The organism is Bradyrhizobium sp. JR4.3 (assembly GCF_040547695.1).
In the GTDB taxonomy this organism is placed as follows: domain Bacteria; phylum Pseudomonadota; class Alphaproteobacteria; order Rhizobiales; family Xanthobacteraceae; genus Bradyrhizobium; species Bradyrhizobium canariense.
Map to the genome: position 1 here is coordinate 52,106 of NZ_JBEPQF010000001.1, position 17,063 is coordinate 69,168.

Annotated in this window: 25 protein-coding genes; 14 read left to right on the forward strand and 11 right to left on the reverse strand. The window is 64.3% G+C overall.

Annotation, left to right across the window (positions count from 1 at the left end; all coding sequences use genetic code 11):
* Positions 1 to 9: 9 nt before the first annotated feature.
* Both ABIB91_RS00275 and ABIB91_RS00280 read right to left on the reverse strand, forming a co-directional pair.
* Positions 10 to 408, reverse strand: a complete 399-nt coding sequence (locus tag ABIB91_RS00275) for a hypothetical protein (RefSeq protein WP_354159203.1) — start codon at positions 406 to 408, stop codon at positions 10 to 12.
* 37 nt (positions 409 to 445) lie between these two features.
* A complete protein-coding gene (locus ABIB91_RS00280; RefSeq protein WP_354159201.1) occupies positions 446 to 676 on the reverse strand; it encodes a hypothetical protein in 231 nt (76 codons plus the stop codon).
* A gap of 101 nt (positions 677 to 777) precedes the next feature.
* Here ABIB91_RS00280 and ABIB91_RS00285 point away from each other — a divergent pair, with 101 nt between their 5' ends.
* Together ABIB91_RS00285 and ABIB91_RS00290 are read left to right on the forward strand one after the other, a co-directional pair.
* Positions 778 to 1,599 (forward strand): helix-turn-helix domain-containing protein, encoded by an 822-nt coding sequence (locus ABIB91_RS00285; RefSeq protein WP_354159199.1) that lies wholly within the window; start codon positions 778 to 780, stop codon positions 1,597 to 1,599.
* Positions 1,600 to 1,666: 67 nt separating this feature from the next.
* Positions 1,667 to 2,332: a DsbA family oxidoreductase gene (locus ABIB91_RS00290; RefSeq protein WP_354128052.1), complete on the forward strand. Its 666-nt coding sequence runs from the start codon at positions 1,667 to 1,669 to the stop codon at positions 2,330 to 2,332.
* Positions 2,333 to 2,340: 8 nt separating this feature from the next.
* Here the strand turns inward: ABIB91_RS00290 and ABIB91_RS00295 are convergent, their stop codons facing one another.
* From ABIB91_RS00295 to ABIB91_RS00305, 3 genes are all read right to left on the reverse strand, one after another.
* On the reverse strand, positions 2,341 to 3,504 hold the full coding sequence (locus ABIB91_RS00295; RefSeq protein ID WP_354159197.1) for a GNAT family N-acetyltransferase: 1,164 nt from the start codon (positions 3,502 to 3,504) through the stop codon (positions 2,341 to 2,343).
* Between the two features lie 352 nt (positions 3,505 to 3,856).
* Entirely contained in the window at positions 3,857 to 5,296 is a 1,440-nt protein-coding gene (gene ccoG, locus ABIB91_RS00300) for a cytochrome c oxidase accessory protein CcoG (RefSeq protein ID WP_354159195.1), read from the reverse strand.
* Positions 5,297 to 5,330: 34 nt separating this feature from the next.
* The gene (locus tag ABIB91_RS00305) at positions 5,331 to 5,651 is read right to left on the reverse strand and encodes an ArsR/SmtB family transcription factor (RefSeq protein WP_007602193.1); all 321 of its coding nucleotides are present in this window, start codon (positions 5,649 to 5,651) and stop codon (positions 5,331 to 5,333) included.
* 90 nt (positions 5,652 to 5,741) lie between these two features.
* Between ABIB91_RS00305 and ABIB91_RS00310 the strand changes: the two genes are divergently transcribed.
* Genes ABIB91_RS00310 through ABIB91_RS00320 form a run of 3 tightly spaced genes read left to right on the forward strand, consistent with a single transcriptional unit; the run spans position 5,742 to position 7,021 of the window.
* Complete coding sequence (locus ABIB91_RS00310; protein ID WP_007602194.1) at positions 5,742 to 6,170, forward strand: YeeE/YedE family protein; 429 nt, start codon at positions 5,742 to 5,744, stop codon at positions 6,168 to 6,170.
* 5 nt (positions 6,171 to 6,175) lie between these two features.
* Positions 6,176 to 6,643 carry a DUF6691 family protein gene (locus ABIB91_RS00315; RefSeq protein ID WP_354159193.1) on the forward strand — a complete coding sequence of 156 codons (468 nt, stop codon included), beginning with the start codon at positions 6,176 to 6,178 and terminating at the stop codon, positions 6,641 to 6,643.
* A 21-nt stretch (positions 6,644 to 6,664) separates the two neighbouring features.
* Entirely contained in the window at positions 6,665 to 7,021 is a 357-nt protein-coding gene (locus ABIB91_RS00320; RefSeq protein ID WP_354159191.1) for a carboxymuconolactone decarboxylase family protein, read from the forward strand.
* A 75-nt stretch (positions 7,022 to 7,096) separates the two neighbouring features.
* On the opposite strand, the gene ABIB91_RS00325 is transcribed toward ABIB91_RS00320, so the two are convergent.
* Both ABIB91_RS00325 and ABIB91_RS00330 read right to left on the reverse strand, forming a co-directional pair.
* Positions 7,097 to 7,429 (reverse strand): hypothetical protein, encoded by a 333-nt coding sequence (locus ABIB91_RS00325; RefSeq protein WP_035994586.1) that lies wholly within the window; start codon positions 7,427 to 7,429, stop codon positions 7,097 to 7,099.
* Positions 7,430 to 7,539: 110 nt separating this feature from the next.
* Positions 7,540 to 7,788 (reverse strand): hypothetical protein, encoded by a 249-nt coding sequence (locus ABIB91_RS00330; protein ID WP_354159189.1) that lies wholly within the window; start codon positions 7,786 to 7,788, stop codon positions 7,540 to 7,542.
* Between the two features lie 369 nt (positions 7,789 to 8,157).
* On the opposite strand from ABIB91_RS00330, the gene ABIB91_RS00335 reads away from it, so the two are divergent.
* From ABIB91_RS00335 to ABIB91_RS00345, 3 genes are all read left to right on the forward strand, one after another.
* Complete coding sequence (locus ABIB91_RS00335; RefSeq protein WP_354159187.1) at positions 8,158 to 8,391, forward strand: hypothetical protein; 234 nt, start codon at positions 8,158 to 8,160, stop codon at positions 8,389 to 8,391.
* A gap of 33 nt (positions 8,392 to 8,424) precedes the next feature.
* A complete protein-coding gene (locus ABIB91_RS00340) occupies positions 8,425 to 10,440 on the forward strand; it encodes a pyrroloquinoline quinone-dependent dehydrogenase (protein ID WP_354159185.1) in 2,016 nt (671 codons plus the stop codon).
* Positions 10,441 to 10,664: 224 nt separating this feature from the next.
* Entirely contained in the window at positions 10,665 to 10,958 is a 294-nt protein-coding gene (locus tag ABIB91_RS00345) for an HdeA/HdeB family chaperone (RefSeq protein ID WP_007602202.1), read from the forward strand.
* A 112-nt stretch (positions 10,959 to 11,070) separates the two neighbouring features.
* On the opposite strand, the gene ABIB91_RS00350 is transcribed toward ABIB91_RS00345, so the two are convergent.
* On the reverse strand, positions 11,071 to 11,535 hold the full coding sequence (locus tag ABIB91_RS00350) for a PaaI family thioesterase (RefSeq protein ID WP_354159183.1): 465 nt from the start codon (positions 11,533 to 11,535) through the stop codon (positions 11,071 to 11,073).
* Between the two features lie 361 nt (positions 11,536 to 11,896).
* Between ABIB91_RS00350 and ABIB91_RS00355 the strand changes: the two genes are divergently transcribed.
* A complete protein-coding gene (locus ABIB91_RS00355; protein WP_219685015.1) occupies positions 11,897 to 12,208 on the forward strand; it encodes a hypothetical protein in 312 nt (103 codons plus the stop codon).
* Positions 12,209 to 12,294: 86 nt separating this feature from the next.
* Entirely contained in the window at positions 12,295 to 12,549 is a 255-nt protein-coding gene (locus ABIB91_RS00360; RefSeq protein ID WP_219685014.1) for a hypothetical protein, read from the forward strand.
* Positions 12,550 to 12,558: 9 nt separating this feature from the next.
* Here ABIB91_RS00360 and ABIB91_RS00365 read toward each other — a convergent pair whose 3' ends face one another.
* Positions 12,559 to 12,792 carry a DUF6894 family protein gene (locus ABIB91_RS00365; RefSeq protein ID WP_354159180.1) on the reverse strand — a complete coding sequence of 78 codons (234 nt, stop codon included), beginning with the start codon at positions 12,790 to 12,792 and terminating at the stop codon, positions 12,559 to 12,561.
* 163 nt (positions 12,793 to 12,955) lie between these two features.
* Positions 12,956 to 13,144, reverse strand: coding sequence for a hypothetical protein (locus ABIB91_RS00370; RefSeq protein WP_007602208.1), 189 nt, complete (start codon positions 13,142 to 13,144; stop codon positions 12,956 to 12,958).
* A gap of 259 nt (positions 13,145 to 13,403) precedes the next feature.
* Here ABIB91_RS00370 and ABIB91_RS00375 point away from each other — a divergent pair, with 259 nt between their 5' ends.
* Positions 13,404 to 13,661: a DUF2798 domain-containing protein gene (locus tag ABIB91_RS00375; RefSeq protein ID WP_007602209.1), complete on the forward strand. Its 258-nt coding sequence runs from the start codon at positions 13,404 to 13,406 to the stop codon at positions 13,659 to 13,661.
* Positions 13,662 to 14,374: 713 nt separating this feature from the next.
* On the opposite strand, the gene ABIB91_RS00380 is transcribed toward ABIB91_RS00375, so the two are convergent.
* Positions 14,375 to 14,542: a hypothetical protein gene (locus tag ABIB91_RS00380; RefSeq protein ID WP_219685012.1), complete on the reverse strand. Its 168-nt coding sequence runs from the start codon at positions 14,540 to 14,542 to the stop codon at positions 14,375 to 14,377.
* A gap of 290 nt (positions 14,543 to 14,832) precedes the next feature.
* Between ABIB91_RS00380 and recA the strand changes: the two genes are divergently transcribed.
* From recA to ABIB91_RS00395, 3 genes are all read left to right on the forward strand, one after another.
* Positions 14,833 to 15,921: a recombinase RecA gene (gene recA / locus ABIB91_RS00385; RefSeq protein ID WP_007602214.1), complete on the forward strand. Its 1,089-nt coding sequence runs from the start codon at positions 14,833 to 14,835 to the stop codon at positions 15,919 to 15,921.
* Between the two features lie 106 nt (positions 15,922 to 16,027).
* Positions 16,028 to 16,711, forward strand: a complete 684-nt coding sequence (locus ABIB91_RS00390) for a hypothetical protein (RefSeq protein WP_354159177.1) — start codon at positions 16,028 to 16,030, stop codon at positions 16,709 to 16,711.
* Positions 16,712 to 16,744: 33 nt separating this feature from the next.
* On the forward strand, positions 16,745 to 17,017 hold the full coding sequence (locus ABIB91_RS00395; RefSeq protein WP_354159175.1) for a hypothetical protein: 273 nt from the start codon (positions 16,745 to 16,747) through the stop codon (positions 17,015 to 17,017).
* Positions 17,018 to 17,063 lie beyond the last annotated feature (46 nt).

The following is a 17,063-nucleotide window of genomic DNA, read 5'->3' on the forward strand; positions in this document are numbered from 1 at the left end:
GATGCGGCCTCACGCAGCCAGCATACTCCCGCTCTTGCGCAATCCCACATATTGCAGTTCGGCAAACACGCCGGTCGCGATCGCCTGCGCCACGACCATGAGCTCGCCGGCAAGATTCGGCGACACCGCGCCCGAGAGCAGCAGCGCGATGCTGCCGACCGTCCAGGCCGCGTTGCCGACCACGACCAGCAGCACGAGCGGCTTTGCCACGGAGCCGCGCGAGGCGAGCCAGCCGACGAGCGCGGTGTAGGCGATCAGGAACAGGCCGGTCTCGCGCAGCAGCGCTTCGGGCAGGTTGAACAGCGACGCGAACGCGCTGGCGCCGAAAGTGAAACCGAGAGCGGCGACGCCGCTGAAGATCGCGTCGGCAAGAAGCGCGCGGCGAAGCAAGGTGGATGCGTCAATCATCGTGGTCTCCATGGTTGGGTTGGGCTCGAGGTGAAAGTCAGTGCAATCCGCGCCACCAGGCGCGGAGCAGGCGGGCGAGACGGAACGGGCAAAGGCTCCTGCCGACGCCGTGCTCGAAGGCTGTGACTTGCGCGACGGCATAGTCGCCAGTCGAATGCACCAGCGGCTCCGGCATGTTGAGGCCGCGCGCCAGCATCCGGGTTGCGAGTGCCATGGCCCAGGGAACAAGGTAGTCTGCGACGGTCCGGTAGAGCAGCAGTGCGATCATGGTCGTCTCCTGTTGCGACCCAAGATGCGCCGGCCCGAGGCCCAATTCGATTACCTCCGACGTAATGGAAGGGCCGAAATCTGCGTGCTAGGTTTTCGACCATGAACGCACATGCATCCACGGCACAGGCCGAACGCAGCCAGCCGGTCCATGTCGGCGACCATCTGCGCGAATGGCGGCAGCGCCGCCGCATGAGCCAGCTCGATCTCGCCGGCGAGGCCGAAATCTCGGCGCGGCATTTGAGCTTCGTCGAGACCGGCCGCGCCGCACCCTCGCGCGACATGGTGCTCAGATTAGCCGAGCGCCTCGACGTGCCCTTGCGCGAACGCAACGTGCTGCTGGTCGCCGCCGGCTATGCCCCGGCCTTTCCGCAGCGCCCGCTGGAGGATCCCGCCTTGAAATCAGCCCGTCAGGCGATCGACCTCGTCCTTAGGGCGCATGAGCCCAATCCGGCGCTGGCCTATGACCGGCACTGGAATCTGGTCTCCGCCAACCGCATGCTGGCGCCGCTGCTCGCCGGCATTCCGCAGCGACTGCTCGGTCAGCCCTTCAACGTGCTGCGGCTTGCCTTCCATCCCGAGGCGCTGGCGCCACGCACGGTCAATCTCGCGGAATGGTGCGGGCATCTCCTGGAGCGGTTGCACCGGCAATGCGAGGCGACGGCCGATCCCGAGCTGATCAAGCTGTACAACGACCTGAAGAGCTATCCGATCCCGGCGCGCGCGGCGCCGCTGTCGAGCGACAATGTCGCGATCCCTTTCAAGCTGCGACATGACGGGGAGATACTCAGTTTCTTCTCCACCACCATGGTGTTTGGTACGCCGGTCGATATCACGCTGTCGGAGCTGGCCCTGGAAACCTTCTTCCCGGCCGACGAGCGCACTGCCGAGCGGCTCCGACAAATGGCAGCAGCCATGAGCTAGCGGCCTTGCCTCGGAATGGGTTCGGCTTATCTTTGGGCACAACCCGCAACGCCCGAAGGAGGCGCTCATGAGCACCCTAAAGCCGCTCCAGATTGACGTCGTCTCCGACGTGGTATGCCCCTGGTGCTATATCGGCAAGCACCGGATCGAGAGCGCGCTGGCGCTGGTGCCCGACGTTCCGGTCAAGCTCAATTTCCGTCCCTTCTTCCTCAATCCCTGGGTGCCGTCCGAGGGCATCAGCCGGGAGGAGTATCTCACCAAGAAGTTCGGCTCGGTCGAGGCCTATAAGGGCATTGCGGGACGCGTCGTTGCGGCCGCGGGCGAAGAGGGGCTCGTCTATCGGCCAGAGCTGGTCGCGCGTCAGCCCAACACCACCGACTGCCACCGCCTGATCCTCTGGGCCGAGGCGATCGGCAAGGCGCCCGAGATGAAGCAGCGCCTGATGGAGCTCTACTTCCGCGACGGCGGCGACCTCACCGATGTGAACGTGCTTGTGCAGGCGGCTGCCGATGTCGGCCTCGATCCCGACGACGTGCGCAAGCGCCTCGCCACCGACGAGGACGTCGCGCGCGTATCGGCGGACGCGCAGGAAGCCGCCGAGAAGGGCATCTCCGGCGTGCCGACCTACGTGTTCGCGCAAAAATACGCCGTCTCCGGTGCGCAGGATCCCAACATGCTCGCGCGCGCCATCCGCGAGGTCTCGGCGGAGATCAACGCCCAGGCGGCTGAGTAGGAGCTATCCTATTTACGAAGCAGGCGAACTGCGCGGCGCGCCGCCGCGTAGGCGATGCCGTGCGCCGCGAGCGCTCCGTGAACGAGCGCCACGATGGGGTCGTTCCGCCGCAGCGGTATCAGCACGTCGCCGACTGCGAAGCGCCCGCGCCAGATCGGGTTGATCATGGGGTGATCGGCGCTCGCGGTGGAATCCGCGCTGGCAATGGCCGGATCGGCGCAGAGGCGGCGGGTAAGCTCGAGCGTAAGCTGCACGCCCGGCGAATATCTTGCGAAGCGCTCGTCGATGCCGAGCTTGAAGAAGAAGGCGCGGTCCTGATGGCGCAGTACGATGCCGGCGGCCACCGGCGTCGCGCCGGCGCGAAGGGTGACGATCTCGCATTGCGCGGTTTCTGCCAGTGCGGGAACGGCACGGCGGATGAAGGTTGCATCGCCGGCATGCTGGACCAGCGCGGTTCCGCGCTTGCCCTTCCAGCCACTGGCTTCGAGCTGCAAAAATGTCTCGAGCGCCGGCCTGATCTCGTCGAGGCTGCGCGCGACGTCGAACACGGCCGCGCCGTGTTCTTCGAGACGATGGCGCTGGCGGCGTAGCTCCTTGAGCTTTTTGGTGCCGAGCGCATCGCGAAGCAGCGTCTCACCGTCCTGGGTCGCGTCGAGGCTGGCGCGGATGTAGGAGTTGAGGAGGCGCGGCTTCAGGCCGTCGCGATTCAGAACCTGGTTGAGGGCGGTCATTGCCGCCCCATCGAGCGCGACATCGTTCAGCACGAGCGCATGCGCTCCGGCCGCGCGGGCCTGCTGCAACAGGCGCGCCGCTGCCTCGATCGGGGCATCGCGGTCGATCAGCGGGCTGCACAGCGTACCATAGGGATGCGCGCTCACCAGCGCGGGCAGGGGGATCTTCCATGCCCGCCAGAGCGAGATCACCGGCATCAGCCCGATCAGCCGCGATCCATCGCATGCGGAAAGCGCCGAGGCATCGGTGCGGCCGCGCGCGGTTGCGCTGACAGCGAGCTCCCAGCCCGGCAGGTAATATCCGTTCGGCTCGATCGCGCGCTGCGCGAGTGCGCGCCACTGGCTGGGTTCGATCGCCGTAAGCGGGACACGCGCGCGCGCCGCCGCGGCATGCTTTGCCGATGCCGAATTGATCGCAGCCTGGTGCGCGATATCGACCACGTCCCGTCGTCCCCGTTCAGGAGGCCATGCTTAGCGCAAAGATTGGAAAATACCGTTGGGACGCCGCTTCAATTCGAGTGGTAATATTAACGTCCCGTTGAGCATGCGGCCACGAGCCGCCGCATGGCGATTGCATAGGGTGGCAGAAGGCTGCCGGACGACCTCGGCCCTGCATGGTTCGAGACGCCCGCTTGGGCGGGCTCCTCACCATGAGGGTCTGAAATCTCGCCGCAAACCGCGACCTCATCCTGAGGGCCCGCCCCAGGCGGGCGTCTCGAAGGATGGCCGCAAGCAAGCTTTCCGCCGCATCTTTCAGCTGCGATAGGCCTGGCATGCAGCGGGAGACAGCTGGCTATCGGTCACCCGGCACGAAATGGTCGCGCGCGCTTGCTCGTCCGCCGCCGGCAGTGTCGGTGATCCCGATGTCGATGTCGCGCGAGGTCTGCGGCAGCTGGGCCGGGCCGACCTGCACCGACAGCCGGACCTCGCGGGTCTGATCCTGCCCGACCTCGACGACGGGCTTGCCGTCAGCTCCAAACTCGATGCCGGCGACGCGAATTGTCGCGCCCGGCAGGCCGGAGACCTCGAGCGCAAACGACCGCTGCTCGCCCTTGTTGAGGATGCGCAGGGTGTAGTCGTTGCGGACGCCGCCACCGGCGAGCTGAACGAAGAGTGGATTGCGCTCGTGTAGCACGTTGACGTCCATCGTCGCACGCGTGGCGAGCGCGTAGAGCATGATGCCGCCAGCGATGGCAATGGCCGCGGTATAGATCAGGGTGCGCGCGCGGATGATGCGGTAAATCGGCGCCTTGCCCTCGCTCCGGCGCTGCATGTTGATGTCGGTATCGTAGCCGATCAGGCCGGCGGGCCGGCCGATCTCCCGCATCACGTTGTCGCAGGCGTCGATGCACAGGCCGCATTGGATGCAGCCGAGCTGGATGCCGTGCCGGATGTCGACGCCGGTCGGGCAGACATTGATGCACTGGTGGCAGTCGATGCAGTCGCCCGCGATGTCGCCATGGGTGCGGGCGACCTGCGCCTTCTTCACCGACATGCGTGGCTCGCCACGGTCGCGGCGATACGTGACGTTGAGCGCCCATTCGTCGGTCAGCGCCGCCTGGATGCGCGGCCAGGGACACATGTAGATGCACATCTGCTCGCGGGCGTGACCTGCAAAGACGTAGGTCGTTGCGGTCAGGATGCCAATCCAGAGATAGGCGATGAACGGCGCCTGGAAGGTGGCGAGCTCCTTCACCAGCGTCGGCGCGTCGGCGAAATAGAGCACCCAGGCGCCGCCGGTCCACCAGGCGATCATGATCCAGAGAAAGTGCTTGGTTGCGACCTTCCGGATGTGACCAAAGGTCCAGTAGCGCTTGTCGCCCAGCATGCGCTCGCGCCGGTCGCCCTCGACCCAGCGTTCCACTGCATAGAACAAATCGGTCCATAACGTCTGTGGGCACATGTAGCCGCACCAGATACGACCGGCCACCGCGTTCATCAGGAACAGCACCATGGCGGCAATGATGAGCAGGCCCGTGAAGTAATAGACCTCCTGCGGCCACAGTTCGATGAAGAAGAAATAGAACCGGCGATGCGGCAAGTCGACCAGGACAGCCTGGTTCGGCAGGCCGGGTCCGCGGTTCCAGCGAATGAAGGGCAGCAGATAATAGGTCCCGAGCGTGACGCAGAGGATCGCCCATTTGATGCGACGGAACGGCCCGTGGACCGATTGCGGGTAGACCTTCTTCCGCTTCTCGTAGAGCGGTCCCTCGATAATGGTGTCGTCGGTCATCCTGCGCTCCTCGCGTCTAGCGCAAGCGAGAGGCCTATCCGGGAGTGCAGAAGAGGCGGTACAGCGTCTCCAGCAACGCGCGGACTTCCTGGCTCGCGATACTGTAGTATATCGTCTGACCATCCCTTCTGGGTTTGACCAGGCTCAATGCGCGCATCTTGCCGAGATGCTGAGATAGTGCGGCCGACGACAGGCCCGCGATGTCGGCGAGTTCGCCGACCGACTTCTCGCCGTCCAGCATGTTGCAGAGGACCAGCAGTCGCTTCGGATTGCCCATGGCCGTGAGGAGGCGGGAAGCCTCCTCGGCCTTCTCCTCAAGCGCGACCAACTCTTGATTGCGGAGCTTGCGTTTCATGGCCGACATATATATTAGTATATTCGAAAATACGAAAGAACTAAAGTAAAGGTATCCGCCCGCGCCGGGCGTGCTCGATCCGGAGGTCGCATGGTCTCGACATCATTTACGCCAATCGCCTCCCTTGTTGGCGGTGCGCTGATCGGCTTGTCTGCCGTTCTGCTGATGTGGGCGACGGGGCGGATCGCCGGCGTCAGCGGCATCGCGGCGCGGCTGTTTCCCCCTTACGAGGACCGCCAATTTCCTGGCCGGCTTGCCTTCATCGCAGGCCTCGTCGCCGCGCCCGTGCTCGTGCTGCTCGTCACCGGAAGCCTGCCGGCGCAGACAATCGAGGCGAATCCGGTCGTTTTGATTGTCGGCGGCTTGCTTACGGGCTTCGGTTCGGTCTGGGGCAGTGGCTGCACCTCCGGCCACGGCGTCTGCGGCCTGTCGCGGCTCTCGGCGCGCTCGCTGGTCGCGACCATGACCTTCATGGCGACCGGCATGGCGACGGTCCTCGTGATGCGGCACTGGAACTGATGGCGATGGCTATACCGGTTCAATTCTTGATCGGCATGATTTTCGGCCTGGGCCTGATCGTCTCGGGCATGGCGAATCCGGCGAAGGTCCTGAACTTCCTCGACGTCGGCGGCATCCCGGCGGGGACGTGGGATGCGAGCCTTGCCTTCGTGATGGCCGGCGCGGTGGCCGTGACTTTCACCGGCTTCAAACGCGTCCTGAAGCTCGCGCGGCCCTACTTCGCCGAACGATTTTATCTTCCGACGCGCAACGACATCGATCCCAGGATCATCGCAGGCCCCGCGATCTTCGGTGTGGGTTGGGGACTGGCGGGCTTCTGTCCGGGGCCGGCGCTGACCGCGCTCGGATTTGGCTCCGTGTCTGCCGTCATCTTCGTCGCTGCGATGAGTGCCGGCATGGCGCTCGCCCGCTTCGTCGCTCACCTGCCGTCATTGACGCGCTTCGTCACGCCGGCCGATCCGTTCGACACCTAGAGTAAACGCAGAGAGTAAGTCATGGACAAGAATTACCCCGAGATCACCCGCCAAATCTCCGCCAACATGCGCAAGCTGCGCAGCGACATTCCCGACACCATGAAGGGATTTTCCGCGCTTGCCCAGGCCGCCACGCGCGACGGCGCGCTGGACAAGAAGACCAAGGAAATGATTGCGCTCGCGCTCGGCGTTGCCGCGCATTGCGAGGGCTGCATCGGCTTCCATACCGAAGCCCTGGTCAAGCTCGGTGCAACGCGCGAGGAGGTCGAGGAGACGCTCGGCATGGCCGTCTACATGGGCGGCGGGCCGTCGCTGATGTATGCCGCGGATGCGATCGCGGCCTACGAGCAGTTCCAGCAGCAGGCAGTTGCCGCCTGACGTCTGCGATACGAATCGCATGGGCGGGACCGGTCGAGTTGTCTCGTTCGGTCCCGCCTGTCATGTCATCATTGATTACCAGCGGTCCCCGCCGACACCGACGCCAACGCTGACGCCGGGCGCGCGGATACCGACGCCGCCGCGCGGACCATCGTCCCAGTCGCGATAGGTGCGGCGCTCATAGTAGCGGTCGCGCGGCATGGTCGCATAGGAGTCGCGCACGATCACGCGCGAGCCGCCGCGGGTGCGATAGCAATTGCCGGAATCGTCGCAGACCAGCCGCACTTGTTGGACGAGATCGGGGCTGGTGTATTCGCTGGTCGTATAGACGTCGGCGGCCTTTGCGCCGCTCACCGCTGCCAGGGCTCCGACACCAGCCAGCAATGCAATCGTGAATGTCCTCATCATGTCCTCCTCGAAACTGCCCTCGGCGGTAACAAGAAGGGGAGGCCATGATCGTTCCGGCCAAATTACAGGTTTTTCCCGGAACCGGATCGGATGCCGGCTTGATCTGCTTCCTAGATCGGCTCGTAGCTTTCCGACCCGCAGATGTCGTCCGCTTCGGCGCGGCGGCGATCGACCACCTTTCCGCCCGATATGGTCACGATGTAGGTCTGTGGCCCGAGCGGCGAACCGGTCGCCGAGGTGAGCTGGGCGCGGACGCAAGCTGTCCAGCCCGGTCCCCGCACCTCACGATGGGGTGAGGCGACATGCACCTCACGCGGATAGGACGTGCTGAGGAAGACGAATTCGATCTGCTCGCGCACGACGCGTTTGACGTTGGGGGCGCTTCGGGCGGCGGCTGCTCGGCCTCCTTCATGCGCATGAACTCGGGCACCGGTGCGCGGCTGTCGGCAAAGCCGCAGGCCCCGAGCGCGAGCGCGCTGGCCAGCAGCGCGGCGTGAGCAATAATCCGTAACATCCGTGAAGGTCCCCTGCGGGCCAAAATATAGGCACGAATGCGATCCGACGAAGACCCGGCCAATCAAGATTTGCTGAAGCCAGGATTTCTTGAAGCCAAGATTTCCTGGAGCAAGATTTCCTGGAGCCAGATTTCCTGAAGCCCTGGACCCCGCGGCATTGGCTATTCCATAATTGCCGGCTAGTTTGTACCCCAGACGAGGGGGATTGCGCCCATGAGGATTTTGGTCATAGCGGCCGCCGTGCTGGCGCTGGCGGTTGCCTCCGCGCAAGCGCAGATGGGCGGCGGCAGGCGTCAGCCTAACGAGGGCGGCCAGAAGGCGGACAACAAGCCCAAGGTCGACGAGAAGGCCTACAAGGCCGCGCTCGAGCGCATTCCCGAGTCCAAAGAGAAGTACGATCCGTGGAGCGGGGCGCGTCCGCCTGACCCCGCCAAGAAGCCGAAATAGGTGCGGCGGGCGCTGGCGACCCGCCCCCGGTATTTGGCAGCTCTCATCACGCTCCTCTTGTTTTCGGCGCGGCCAGGCCTCGCCTGGGAGAGCTGGGGTGGCGATCCCGGTGGCTCGCGCTTCTCGCCATTGCGAGAGATCACGCCCGACAATGTCGGCAACTTGGTTCGGGCCTTCGAATTCCAGACGGGCGATCTCGCGGCGCGGCCGCCCGGAGTGATGCGGCGAACCAAATTCCAGGCGACGCCGCTGTTCGTCGAGGACAGCCTGGTCCTCTGCTCGCCTTTCAACGAAGTGATCGCGCTCGATCCCGGCACGGGCGCGCAGAAATGGCGCTACGATCCGAAGATCGCAATCAACCAGCGTCCCGCCAACCGCTACGTCTGCCGCGGCGTCACCTACTGGATCGACGACGAGGCGCCTGCGGATGCCGCATGTCGATCGCGTATCTTCATGGGCACGAACGATGTGCGCCTGATCGCGCTCGATGCGAAGACGGGCATCCCCTGTGCCGGCTTCGGGGAGGACGGTGAGGTCAGGCCCGATATCGGCATGAAGCTGGAATGGCCCGGCGAATTCCAGATCACGTCGCCGCCGGCGGTCGGCCGCGGGGTCGTCGTGGTCGGCTCCGCGATCGGCGACAACCGCCGCGTCGACGCGCCGAGCGGTGTGGTGCGCGCGTTCGATGCGCGTAGCGGTCAGCCGCGCTGGACGTTCGAGCCGCTCAAGCGCGACGGCATCGAAGCCGGTCACGCCAATGTCTGGGCGCCGATGTCGGTCGACGCGGCGCGCGGACTGGTATTCCTGCCGACGTCCTCGCCGTCGCCGGATTTTTGGGGCGGCAAGCGGCCGGGCAACAACGAGCATGCCAATTCGGTGGTCGCGCTGCGCATTGAGACCGGCGAACTCGTATGGGCATTCCAGACCGTGCATCACGACGTCTGGGATTACGATCTGCCGGCGCAACCGACGCTCACGCGCATCGACACCGGCGAAGGTCAGCGCGATGTCGTGATCCAGCCGACCAAGCAGGGCTTTGTCTTTGTGCTCGATCGCGATACCGGCAAGCCGGTGTGGCCGGTCGAGGAGCGCAGCGTTCCGCAGGGGGCCGCGGAAGGTGAACGGCTGTCGCCCACGCAGCCATTCCCGACGCATGTGCCACCGCTGATGTCGCAAAAAATCTCGACTGAGGATGCGCTCTCGCTCGTTCCTGGCCTGCGCCGCTCAGCTTGCGAGACGCAGTTTGCGGAGGCACGCAACGAGGGCCTGTACACGCCACCCTCAACGCAAGGCACGCTGGAGTTTCCCTTCACCGGCGGCGGCGTCAACTGGGGCAGCGCAGCCTTCGATCCCGTCAACCAGGTCCTCTATGCCAACACCAGCCGGGCCGTTCATCTCATCAAGCTGATTCCGCGGGCGGAGGCGGCCGGATTCGATCCTCCGCCCGGTCATGATTTCGGCCAGCAGAATGGTGCGCCGTTTGCGATGTCGCGTGCGGTGGCAATGTCGCCGCTCGGGTTTCTTTGCAACAAGCCGCCCTGGGGCGAGATGGTCGCGGTCGATCTGAAGGCGGGCAAGATCCTCTGGCGTTCGACGGTCGGCACCACCGAGGATCTCGCCCCGCTCGGCGTGCCGCTGCCGTGGGGTGCGCCGCTCGTCAACGGGCTCGCTGTCACGGCAGGCGGGCTCGTCTTCACCGGAGCGATGGACGCCTATTTGCGCGCCTTCGACGCGCGCAGCGGCAGTGAGCTGTGGCAGGGTCGGCTGCCCGTGCCAGGCGTCGCCAATCCGATGACCTATTTCTGGAAGGGCGAGCAGTATGTCGCGATCGGCGCCGGCGGCCACTCCGAGGCAGGCACCTCGATCGGCGACAGCGTCGTTGCGTTTCGCCTGGCACGGCCCGGCGAGGGGCCGTCGTTATGGTCGCGTACCATTGATCGTCCCGGTGGGCGATTTTTTGCGGCATCATCGGCGATCGCGCTCGCGATTATCGCGCTTGTGGTTGCAGGACTGCGCTGGCGGCGCCGAGGTCGTATCGCGCGAACATGACGCAGCATCGCGCGCGATGCGAACCATCATTCACATCATATGCACTACTGTACGAAAGCGAGGCCGATGCGCCTCTCGCTGCGCCAATTACGTTGAACTAAATTCAATACTGGCGCTACTTGCACAGCGCTTCAGATTTCGTTTACGACGTCGAAGCGGAAGTGACTCCGCCGATTTTCCCTCAAGCCGTTCCTTTGTGGCGCTACGCGCCGATGGAGATATTGATGAAGACCACGTTTTCGCTTCTGTTCGCCGCAGCGCTCTCGCTGTCGTCCATGCCCGCCCACGCCACCAAGCTCGATCTCGCGACCATGAGCTGCAAGCAGTTCTTGGAGAGCGGCGACGACACCATCAAGATGGTGCTGACCTGGATGGACGGCTGGTACAAGGGCGACGAAGAGAACGCGATCATCGACACCGACGTGTTCGTCGAGAATGCCAAGCAGTTCGGCAGCTATTGCGGAAAAAATCCGAACGTCAGCATCGTCACGGCGGCTGACGAAGTGCTCGGCAAGTAACGTCTCCCGCGTGACGGCGCGAAGCGCGATCGCGCTTCCTGTCTCGACATGACGCCATCGAGAGCCGCGGTGCGCTTTGCGCTCACGCGGCTTTCCTCTTTTCGGCTGATACTCACCCCGGCAGCATCGCGAACGCGCTCGACACCATCGCCACCGGCTTGTTGTCGGTGGCCGAGAGCAGCGTGACCCGGCCAAAGCTCATGCTGCGTCCGAGCCGCACCACGCGGGCGTCGGCCAGCACGTCCGACGAGGAGACCGCGCGCATGAAATGCGTGGTCTGGTCGACCGTCGTCATCGGTCGATAGCCGCGGTTGGCGGCGAGGTTCGCGATCACCATCGCGGTGTCGGCGAGCGCCATCAGCGCTTGGCCGCAGACCACGCCGCCGTTGCGGCACAGGCGCTCCGAGAACGGCATGCGCAGGAGCGCTGCCGGCTGCCAGTCCGGCACGTCCGGCGGCGGCAGGTGCTCGATGCGCTCGACCGACAGGTTGAGATCCTGGACCCAGGGCGCAAAGACCTCGCCGAGGATGCGTCGGGCCTCAGTGATGCCGAACTCGGCTTCTGGATGCGATGGCATTGCTGTCGTTCCCTCCGTATTGTCGGATGTTCGGCATTCCGAGCAGACCGGCGCGGCAAAGTCACCCGGCCTGCCGCGGGTCCCGTCGGCTTGAAAATGCCTGACTTCGCCCGGTATGATGCCACGGAGTGGGTATGGGGTGGGTGATGTTGCGTCGGTATATCCTCGTGTTTTGTCTGGCCGGGCTCGGCCTGTTGCTGAACGGGTGCACCAAGTGCGGCCCGATCTGGGACGACTGGCTCCACGCGCCGAAATCGTGCAAATCGGACCGGCTCTAGCGGGCCGAGCGGCCCTTGCGGTTGTGGCCGGGGCGACAAGGCGCGGGCGACCCGCGCCGCCATGGATGATCAAGGAGCCAATGATGAAGCTTTTCCCTATGGCCGCGGTGCTGGCTGTTCTGGCGGGACCGACCGTGCTGGCGGGACCGGTCTATGCGCAAATGCCCAATCTCAATTTGCTGCAGGAGGGGCCTGGCAAAACCCCCGAGGAGAAGGCCGCGGAAGCCGAGCGTGACAAGGCCTACAAGGAAACGCTGAAGAAGATTCCGGATTCCAAGGCTTCCAACGATCCCTGGGGCGGCATGCGCTCCGACCCGCCGAAGCAGGCGGCGGCGCCAAAGGCCTCGGCCGCGACCGGTGCGCCGAAGAAGAAGTCCGGCACGTCTGCCAATTGACCAGTTGATGCCTCCGGCCGGGACTCCTCTTCGGTCGGCCTGCTTCCTACATTGCGCGAGAGCGTATTGCGTAAAGGAGGCGGAACATGGCCGATCGTCCGCGGGATCTCGCCGAGCGGATGGCGCGCCGGCGCACGATGGGCGGCAAGCCCGGCGCGACGGCCGGCGACGGCTATCTGCGCGAGACCTTCACGCTGCCGCGCGCGGCGGCGCGGGAGAGGGCGCAGGCTTTCTTCGCCCGCTACCCCAAGGCCGGCTATATGAGCGCGGTCGAGACCTGGCGCGAGTTGCCCGGCGGCGACATCGAATTCACGATGCGGCGGCTGCCCAGCGCGGATTAGGGCCGGCCCCTATTCGAAGGTTTCGGATGTGATGCGGATCCGGAACACGGGCTCCTTGACCTCGTCCAGCAGCTCCATGTTCCATTCGGAATTTTCCTGGAGCTTGCGGGCGATGCCGGCGGCCATGTCGGCGCAGACGCTGGTCATCTCCTTCCAGGCCGAATCGCGATTCGCAAATTCCGACGCCTGGTCGGCACAGCCGGAATAGCTGCCGTTCCGGATTCGAAAGAAGTAGAGCGGCATGGTTCGCACCGATCGCGCCTGATGGCTCCGTCCCCACGGCCAAATTCGCGGGCAGTCCAATCCCAAACCATCGGCAGATCAATTCCGGGCGGCTACGGAATAGCCCACATGGACGCGGCTGCGCCCCTGCAAGCCATGCCGCCGACGATCTCGGTCCGGCCACTCAGGTCGCGTTGCGCCCGATCGCCTTCAGCTCCCGATCGATGCGCAGCTGCACCCGCCGGATCGCCAACAGATCGATCTTGGTCTCGGTCCTGCCGGTCTTGATCTGCTCGCCGATCCGGAACTGCCACTGCCAGATGCCGGGAAGTGCCGTCTTGGCGACGGTGAACTCGATGCCCCTGTGATTCATGGCCTTCTCCCACGATTCACTCCCATCCCTGAGAACATGCCGGGCGGCATAATATCCAGGGAAAGCCAAATCAGTCGGTAAGTCCCGGATAGCTCACGGCTATCTCGCAGACGCACGCGCTGCCGCCCAGCGGCGGCGCGAGGCCTCTCCGTGGTTCTCCGGCCAAGAACAGAGTTCCTGGGATGGGTAAGGGCGCCTTCCGGAACGCGGCGGCATGTGCCTTGCTTGGTCCGATGACGGTCAGCAACATGGGCGCGTCATGCCGGGTATTCCCCGCCGCTATTCTCATTTCGTGTTCGGAATCATCCAGTCCGGACTGACCTCGCTGATCGCCGCAGGCATCGCCAGCCTTCCCGCAGGGAACGCGCTGGACTTCCTCGCGCACTGGCTCGTGTCGTGGCTGATCGCATGGGCGGCGATGCTGCCGATCGTGCTGCTCGCGGCGCCGGCGATCCGCGCCTTCTCGCTGCGCCTGACGCAGGAGGAGGGCGGTTCGCAAACCGGCCGGCCGGCATGAAAACCGGCATGAAAATCGGCAAGAAAATCAGCATGAAAAAACCCCGCTTGGGAGAGCCAAGCGGGGAGAAGGTTATTGGAGGCTGAGGTGCTGGGCTGCAACACCATAGCCAGGCGACCCTAGCCGGCTCAGCTTACGACAGCCTGACAAGGCCCGGCGGTGGCAGCGAAAGCCGGAGCTCGGGGGCCGCACACTGGCCCTGCACCGGTCCCAATTTCGACATCCGTTCGCACAACTCAGGACACAACCGCAGGCGAGATTTCGCAGCGACGGTGCTGCCATGGGGGAAACGTGGCGCACCGGCAACGGGGTGGCATCATGGACAACGTAGAGCGGTCATTCGCCGCCGCGACGGCGGCTGGCTTCGTCGTGCTGGTGATCGGCATCGGATTGCTGGTTCTGCTGTAGGCGGGGTTGGGTGCCGGGAGACGGCTCCGGGGTGGAAGGGCCCATGCGCGCCTTTCAAAAACGCGAAAACAACCCCATGCACAGTAGCCCGCCCACAAATTCCGTCGTGCGATCAATGGCTTACTGGTAGTATTTAGATACCATATGGGCACGGACTCGCCTCCATGGCCGTCCGAATCCCGATTCCCTGAGATCAAAGGACGCTGCTCCGGGATCGTCGCCAGCGCGTTGCCGCTGGCAAACACCGCCGCCTGCCGAGTCGGCAAGCGGGCCTCGGTCAGCTCCTAAGCGCTCGTCCTCGCGGCCTAATGAACCTTGATCGCGTCCAGCGGCAAATGGAGCTCGGCGGCACGCTCTTCGCGATCCTTCTTGCGGAACTCGTTTTCCTTGCGCTCGAACTTGATCATCTCCTCCCGCGCCGCCTCCAGCAGCGGATTGCGCCGGGTCGTATCGTGATGCGTGTTGTTCGTCATGACTGAGGTCCCCAGAGTTGCGGTCCCGTCCAAGAGCCCGATGCAAGACTCCCATGCAAGAGTCCCATCCCAGAGAAGGCCGCAGACCGCGAAAAGGTTCGGTGCCGCAGGATTACGGAATTCTGACGGCGCGCAGGGCATCCGTCTTTGATGCGCGTCATTTAAAGCGCAAATCCGCAAAAGAACATATTGCGAACCTAGAACAAATGGGGTACATTGCTTTTATCGCCGCGCCGCCTCGCCAATCGTTTGTCCCTCACGCGAATCCTCGTCATAAGGAGCACGACCCGATGTCCACCACTGCCCTGCGTATCGTCGAAGGATCCTCCATGGACAAGAGTAAAGCTCTCGCCGCCGCGCTCTCCCAGATCGAGCGTCAGTTCGGCAAGGGCTCGGTGATGAAGCTCGGCAAGAACGACCGCTCGATGGATGTCGAGGCGGTCTCGTCGGGCTCGTTGGGGCTCGATATCGCGCTCGGGATCGGCGGCCTGCCGAAGGGGCGCGTCGTGGAGATCTACGGGCCGGAATCCTCGGGCAAGACCACGCTGGCGCTGCACACGGTGGCGGAAGGGCAGAAGAAGGGCGGCATCTGCGCCTTCATCGACGCCGAGCACGCGCTCGACCCGGTCTATGCACGCAAACTGGGCGTCAACATCGACGAGCTCCTGATCTCGCAGCCGGACACCGGCGAGCAGGCGCTGGAAATCTGCGACACGCTGGTGCGCTCCGGCGCGGTCGACGTGCTGGTGATCGATTCGGTCGCGGCCCTGGTGCCGAAGGCCGAACTCGAGGGTGAGATGGGCGATGCGCTGCCGGGTCTGCAGGCTCGTCTGATGAGCCAAGCGCTGCGCAAGCTGACGGCGTCCATCAACAAGTCCAATACCATGGTGATCTTCATCAACCAGATCCGCATGAAGATCGGTGTGATGTATGGCTCGCCGGAAACCACCACCGGCGGCAACGCGCTGAAATTCTATGCCTCCGTCCGCCTCGATATCCGCCGCATCGGCGCGATCAAGGAGCGCGACGAAGTGGTCGGCAACACCACGCGCGTCAAGGTCGTCAAGAACAAGCTGGCGCCGCCCTTCAAGCAGGTCGAGTTCGACATCATGTACGGCGAGGGCGTCTCCAAGATGGGCGAGATCCTCGATCTCGGCGTCAAGGCCGGCATCGTCGAGAAATCCGGCGCCTGGTTCTCCTATGACAGCCAGCGTCTTGGCCAGGGCCGCGAGAATTCGAAAGCGTTCCTGAAGGCCAACCCCGACATCACCGCCAAGATCGAGACCTCGATCCGCCAGAACTCCGGCCTGATCGCCGAGCAGATCCTCGCCGGCAGCCCCGAGCGTGACGCCGACGGCGAGGAGCCGGGGGACGAGTAAGCTTCAACCGGCAGAGTTTTTCGCGAGGAGCGGGCGCTGAGGACGTTGAGTTGCCGACGTCCTCGGCGCCTGTTTCGTTTAGGATCGGTCGTGCTCGGGGGGCGCGATGAAGCGGTTGATTCTGACCAGTTCGTCCGGAAGCGCGCTCGCACGATCGGGTTTGGCGGAGCTTGTCATTTCATCCTCGTTTCACTTTGAGTGGGGACCGCTGCCCTCGCCCGAGAAGCTCGCAGCTTATTTCGCGGCGCGTTCGGCGAATCTCGGGCCTAGTGATCATTGGTCTGATTGGGGCATCCGGTGGCCCAAAGGCATCAACGACCGCAAAGACTTGTCCCTTGCGGACTTCTGCGAGCAATATGACGTGGTTGAACTTTGGTTCGACCCAGCTCCCCGGGATCAATTGCAGCTCGTCTGGCTGCTGGACCACCTCAGCTCCTGCTCCTCGCTGGTGCGAAAGCTTAAACTTCGACTTGTGGCATCCGAGCTGACGACGGAACGCGGTGAAGATCTCGCTACATCCGAGCCGCACATTCATGTCGTGCCTGTTAGGGCCCAGGAGTTCGAGACTGCCCGGTTGGCGTGGTCGGCCTACCGCGCGATGACCCCTGAGGCGTGCGTCGATCTCCTTCACCAGGATCTCAGTGCATTGCTGATGCTGCGCCCGGCCTTGCTCGATCTCCTAGCAGAACTCCCGTCGCCTTCGACGGGACTCGGTGCGACGGAGATGCGATTCCTGGAACTCCTTGCCAGAGGGTTTGCGAATACGGGTTCGTTGTTTCACCTGCGCTAGCATCGGCGCACGTTCGTGTTTGGAGAGACTGAGTTGGGTCGGTTGCTCGACGGGCTCGCGCTCGACCCCAAGCCCGCGGTGGCCGGATTGGACGACGGGCTCCGCACGATCGATCGCGAGAATCACAGGGATCGCCACGCCGCATATCTACGCAGCCGACTGTCACTGACGGAGTTCGGGGAGGCTGTCCTGGCCCATGAGGAAGATTTCAGTCGTCACAACCCGATCGACCGCTGGTGGGGCGGCACGCACCTGACCAATGATCGGCTGTGGCGTTACGGCTCTGTTTTGACGAAGCCATCGTGAAGTCATGGGTATGACGCACCCTGTTTCGACGACAGATTTGGCCATT

Bases quoted from the DNA above. Each gene is read 5' to 3' on its own strand.
- ABIB91_RS00325 (WP_035994586.1), bottom strand. From the start codon at position 7,429: ATGATGAGGACATTCACGATTGCATTGCTGGCTGGTGTCGGAGCCCTG.
- ABIB91_RS00350 (WP_354159183.1), bottom strand. From the start codon at position 11,535: ATGCCATCGCATCCAGAAGCCGAGTTCGGCATCACTGAGGCCCGACGC.
- ABIB91_RS00375 (WP_007602209.1), top strand. From the start codon at position 13,404: ATGCCGGGTATTCCCCGCCGCTATTCTCATTTCGTGTTCGGAATCATC.
- ABIB91_RS00315 (WP_354159193.1), top strand. From the start codon at position 6,176: ATGGCTATACCGGTTCAATTCTTGATCGGCATGATTTTCGGCCTGGGC.
- ccoG (WP_354159195.1), bottom strand. From the start codon at position 5,296: ATGACCGACGACACCATTATCGAGGGACCGCTCTACGAGAAGCGGAAG.
- ABIB91_RS00360 (WP_219685014.1), top strand. From the start codon at position 12,295: ATGGCCGATCGTCCGCGGGATCTCGCCGAGCGGATGGCGCGCCGGCGC.
- ABIB91_RS00390 (WP_354159177.1), top strand. From the start codon at position 16,028: ATGAAGCGGTTGATTCTGACCAGTTCGTCCGGAAGCGCGCTCGCACGA.
- ABIB91_RS00285 (WP_354159199.1), top strand. From the start codon at position 778: ATGAACGCACATGCATCCACGGCACAGGCCGAACGCAGCCAGCCGGTC.
- ABIB91_RS00320 (WP_354159191.1), top strand. From the start codon at position 6,665: ATGGACAAGAATTACCCCGAGATCACCCGCCAAATCTCCGCCAACATG.
- ABIB91_RS00365 (WP_354159180.1), bottom strand. From the start codon at position 12,792: ATGCCGCTCTACTTCTTTCGAATCCGGAACGGCAGCTATTCCGGCTGT.
- ABIB91_RS00310 (WP_007602194.1), top strand. From the start codon at position 5,742: ATGGTCTCGACATCATTTACGCCAATCGCCTCCCTTGTTGGCGGTGCG.
- ABIB91_RS00355 (WP_219685015.1), top strand. From the start codon at position 11,897: ATGAAGCTTTTCCCTATGGCCGCGGTGCTGGCTGTTCTGGCGGGACCG.
- ABIB91_RS00370 (WP_007602208.1), bottom strand. From the start codon at position 13,144: ATGAATCACAGGGGCATCGAGTTCACCGTCGCCAAGACGGCACTTCCC.
- ABIB91_RS00290 (WP_354128052.1), top strand. From the start codon at position 1,667: ATGAGCACCCTAAAGCCGCTCCAGATTGACGTCGTCTCCGACGTGGTA.
- ABIB91_RS00305 (WP_007602193.1), bottom strand. From the start codon at position 5,651: ATGAAACGCAAGCTCCGCAATCAAGAGTTGGTCGCGCTTGAGGAGAAG.
- ABIB91_RS00345 (WP_007602202.1), top strand. From the start codon at position 10,665: ATGAAGACCACGTTTTCGCTTCTGTTCGCCGCAGCGCTCTCGCTGTCG.
- ABIB91_RS00280 (WP_354159201.1), bottom strand. From the start codon at position 676: ATGATCGCACTGCTGCTCTACCGGACCGTCGCAGACTACCTTGTTCCC.
- ABIB91_RS00380 (WP_219685012.1), bottom strand. From the start codon at position 14,542: ATGACGAACAACACGCATCACGATACGACCCGGCGCAATCCGCTGCTG.
- ABIB91_RS00335 (WP_354159187.1), top strand. From the start codon at position 8,158: ATGAGGATTTTGGTCATAGCGGCCGCCGTGCTGGCGCTGGCGGTTGCC.
- recA (WP_007602214.1), top strand. From the start codon at position 14,833: ATGTCCACCACTGCCCTGCGTATCGTCGAAGGATCCTCCATGGACAAG.
- ABIB91_RS00275 (WP_354159203.1), bottom strand. From the start codon at position 408: ATGATTGACGCATCCACCTTGCTTCGCCGCGCGCTTCTTGCCGACGCG.